Raw genomic sequence first — 1,717 nt, 5'->3', positions numbered from 1 at the left:
GGAAGAAGCGGGCGGCGAACTCGTTCTGCCCCAGCACTTTGAAGGAAAGGGCCGTGAGCCAGTAGTGGAGGACCGGCTTTTCGAAGTAGGCCACGTAGTTGAGGCGGGGCGTGATAAAGTCCCCGCTCTCCAGCATTTCCCGGGGAATCTCCGAGTATCGACCCTCGTCGGGATCGAGCAGGCCATGGCTTCCGAGGGCCACGAGGTACAGGACCGTTGTGAGGACAAGAAGGAACAGCATATTTTTTCTATGAGAAGAAAACAAGGAATCCTGCCTCCAGAAAGTGAGGATCTCTCGCGCCGGGGCGCAAAGAACGCGAACATGGATTATTATAACGGCATAGCCCTATGAATTACCAACCGCGGGAGGTGCTCTGCCATGGACCGGCTCGGTATGCTCATGATCCTGGGCTCCGCACTTTTCAACGCCACGGCCAGCAGCATTATGAAGATCGGCTTCGGACACCAGCAGGACCTGCTCGAGAGGGGGTTCGCGGCGGCTGTACTTCGCATAGCCGGCAACCCCTGGGCCGTGACGGGGGTGGTTTGCTTCGGTATATCCTTCATGTTCATGAGCGCGGCCTTGACCAGGGTGGACCTGTCTGTAGCCTACCCGGTCATGTCGGGGCTGGTCTTCATCCTCGTCCTGGGCGTTTCCTCGATCTTCTTCGCCGAGCAGGTCACCCTTGCGAGGCTCCTGGGCGTCTTCCTGATACTGTCGGGCGTGCTGGTGATAAGCAGGTAAGGAGCAGCTAAAGGCTGAACGCTAATCACCACTGGTGAGCCAGTTTTCTTTTCCCGACTTACAATTTCCGACTCACGATCCACGTCTTTTTTCGACCTATCTCAGGATCCTGGAGGGGATATTCATGAAAGTTTGCATCATCGGGACCGGGTACGTCGGTCTTGTCACGGGGGCCTGCCTCGCCGAGAACGGCAACGACGTATGGTGCGTCGACGTCGACCATGCCAAGATAGCGGGTCTGAAAGAGGGCAGGGTCTCCATCTACGAGCCCGGTCTCGAGGACATGGTCAGAAGAAACCTCTCCGAGAGGCGCCTCCGCTTCACGACGGATCTGAAGGAGGGATTGGACCCGAGCCTCTTCATCTTCATCGCCGTGGGCACGCCTGCCATGGACGACGGCTCCGCCGACCTCACCTCCGTCTTCGAGGCGGCGTCCCGCATCGGAAGGCTCATGGACAGCCCCAAGATCGTCGTCGCCAAGTCCACCATCCCCGTAGGTACCACGGCAGAGATCACGAAGATCATCGCCGAAAGGCTCGCCGGGCGGAAAAGGCAGGACATCGAGTTCGACGTGGCCTTCTGCCCCGAGTTCCTCAAGGAGGGGGCCGCCGTGGAGGACTGCCTCCGCCCCGACAGGATCATCATCGGGACCGATAACGACGCTACCGACAGGCTGCTCAGGGAGCTCTTCGCCCCCTTCGTCATGAAGGAGGACCGCTTCTACACCATGTCCATCCCGTCGGCTGAAATGACCAAGTACGCCTCCAACGCCATGCTCGCTACGAGGATCAGTTTCATGAACGAACTCTCACGCCTCTGCGAAAGGGTAGGGGCCGACGTGGGACAGGTCCGGGTGGGCATGGGCACCGACACCCGGATTGGCTCCTCCTTCCTTTACGCCGGCCTCGGCTATGGCGGCTCCTGTTTCCCCAAGGACGTCCAGGCCCTCATCCAGTGCGCCTCCTCCAAGGG

2 protein-coding genes and 1 pseudogene are annotated in these 1,717 nt (G+C 59.8%); 2 read left to right on the top strand and 1 reads right to left on the bottom strand.

Annotated features, from left to right (window positions below; genetic code table 11):
* A pseudogene (locus GX108_02855) lies at window positions 1-181 on the bottom strand (phospholipid carrier-dependent glycosyltransferase).
* 198 nt (window positions 182-379) lie between these two features.
* On the opposite strand from GX108_02855, the gene GX108_02850 reads away from it, so the two are divergent.
* Both GX108_02850 and GX108_02845 read left to right on the top strand, forming a co-directional pair.
* The gene (locus GX108_02850; protein ID NLO55984.1) at window positions 380-745 is read left to right on the top strand and encodes an EamA family transporter; all 366 of its coding nucleotides are present in this window, start codon (window positions 380-382) and stop codon (window positions 743-745) included.
* 124 nt (window positions 746-869) lie between these two features.
* Window positions 870-1,717, top strand: an 848-nt coding sequence (locus GX108_02845) for a UDP-glucose/GDP-mannose dehydrogenase family protein (GenBank protein ID NLO55983.1), incomplete at its 3' end; no start/stop codon positions are given.

This window comes from Thermovirga sp., from assembly GCA_012523215.1.
In the GTDB taxonomy this organism is placed as follows: Bacteria; Synergistota; Synergistia; order Synergistales; family Thermovirgaceae; genus 58-81.
The sequence above is the reverse complement of the archived record's forward strand: the minus strand, read 5'-3'. Positions and strand labels throughout refer to the sequence as shown.